General features: G+C 65.2%; 2 protein-coding genes and 1 pseudogene. 1 reads left to right on the top strand and 2 read right to left on the bottom strand.

The genetic code is table 11. From position 1 onward, the window contains the following. On the bottom strand, positions 1-1,014 hold a 1,014-nt coding region (locus WAW17_RS06495; RefSeq protein ID WP_422332181.1), incomplete at its 3' end, for a CocE/NonD family hydrolase. A gap of 146 nt (positions 1,015-1,160) precedes the next feature. Here WAW17_RS06495 and WAW17_RS06490 point away from each other — a divergent pair. After that, positions 1,161-1,394 carry a hypothetical protein gene (locus WAW17_RS06490; RefSeq protein WP_422332180.1) on the top strand — a complete coding sequence of 78 codons (234 nt, stop codon included), beginning with the start codon at positions 1,161-1,163 and terminating at the stop codon, positions 1,392-1,394. 12 nt (positions 1,395-1,406) lie between these two features. Here the strand turns inward: WAW17_RS06490 and WAW17_RS06485 are convergent. Next, positions 1,407-1,603 (bottom strand): annotated as a pseudogene (locus WAW17_RS06485) (TetR/AcrR family transcriptional regulator); the annotation flags it as partial.

Here is a 1,603-nt window from a genome sequence, read left to right as displayed (position 1 = left end):
GGCTTCGAACGTGGCCTTCGCTTCGTTGAGTCCGAACAGGGTGTCTTGTTGGCCTTGCATGAGTAGTACCGGAATCGTCACCCGGCTCATGTACGTGGCGACCGACGACTGCCGAAGGAATTCGACCGCCGCGGGGTCGGGGAAACCGGCCACCGCAGTCTGCGCGAGAGTGGGGCAGGCAGCGTCCACGAAGTTGGGGCAACCCAGCGCCCGCGCAGGGTCCTGGGCGTACCCCTCCATCCCGGGGTTGGCGGTGCCGTCCGCCCCGAAGATGAGCGACCACAGCAGTTTCGTCGCGCCCGGCACATCGCTACTCACGCCCGAAGTGGTGCCGATGGTGTTGGGGGTCAGCGAATAACTCAGATCGTTCCAGGTGATCATCGGAATGATCGTGTCGATCCGCGGATCGACCGAGGCCGCCGCGAACTGCACGCCGCCGCCGTAGGAGCCGCCGACGATTCCGACTCGCGGATCATGCGCCTCGGCGACACCGTTGTGTGCGGTCACGTCCTGGATCACGTAGTCGAGGCCGGCCACCGGCAGGGTCAGGGCAGAATCGGCGAAGGCGATCCCGTCTCGTCCGCCGAGGAAGCTGACCAGTTCACCGGCCGCGCGACCGTCGAACTCGGGATTGTCCATGGAGATCTTGCAGCCGGAACCACCGAATCCCAACCCGGAATACGCCAGTGCCGCGTATCCCTTCGAGGCGAGGTAGGACGCCATCCCGACCAGGTCGTTCTTGGAGCCACCGAAACCGTTGGTCATGAGCACGGCGGGCACACGGTGGGACGCCGACGCCGTGTCCGGCTTGTACACGTCCCCGACGATGTTGCAGGGCACGTCACGATTCGACCCGACCAGGACCCCGAAATGCAGGGTGGTCTTCGTGAAACCCACGGGGTCTGCTGCTGCGGATCCGGCGGCGCCGAGGGGCGCGATCACGGTCGCTGCCGCTGTCAGTAACGTCGCCGCGATCGATCTGCCCGTGTACCGTCCCACGATTTCACCTGTCATCCGGCCGAGCACCGTCGAGATCGTCCCGGCCGAGATTAAACCGACTGGACATCCGACCAGTCGAGGCGCGCGGTGTGTCGCCGAAGGTGTCGCTACGCTGGGGGCGAGCCGATACATGGTGTGGGGGCAGAATTTGGGAGGAAGCGGTGGTGGCCGTACAGATACAGGTGGGCGATCTGGTCCAGGCGTCCGGGCATGCGGGGCCGTGGCTGGTGGTGGAGATCAGCAAGGGCATGGCATCGCTTCAACATCCCGACGGGCACCGTCTGTCGGTCCGGACGACGACGCTCTCGGTGGTGCACAAGGCGACCAGTCCGGCAGGCGAGGTCGAGAACGGTGACGGCGAGACTCCGGGAGAAGCACCCACGCTGTTCGATTGAGACAGACGAAGATCAAGCCGACAAGTGCCGGTACTCGGTCCGCCCCCGTTCGGACAGGATGGCGCCGAGCAGGAATCGCGTTTGAGCGCTGATGTATTGGTCCACCGAGAAACGCGGTGCGAGGTGCCAGTGTTTGAGCGCCCAGCCGTGCGCGAGCATCATCATGTCGACCGCGGTCAGATCCACGTCGAGATCACGCAGCATGCCGG

This window comes from Rhodococcus sp. (in: high G+C Gram-positive bacteria), assembly GCF_049286785.1.
In the GTDB taxonomy this organism is placed as follows: domain Bacteria; phylum Actinomycetota; class Actinomycetes; order Mycobacteriales; family Mycobacteriaceae; genus Rhodococcus_F.
Note: the sequence above shows the minus strand (reverse complement) of the source record. Positions and strands in the feature narration are given on the sequence as shown.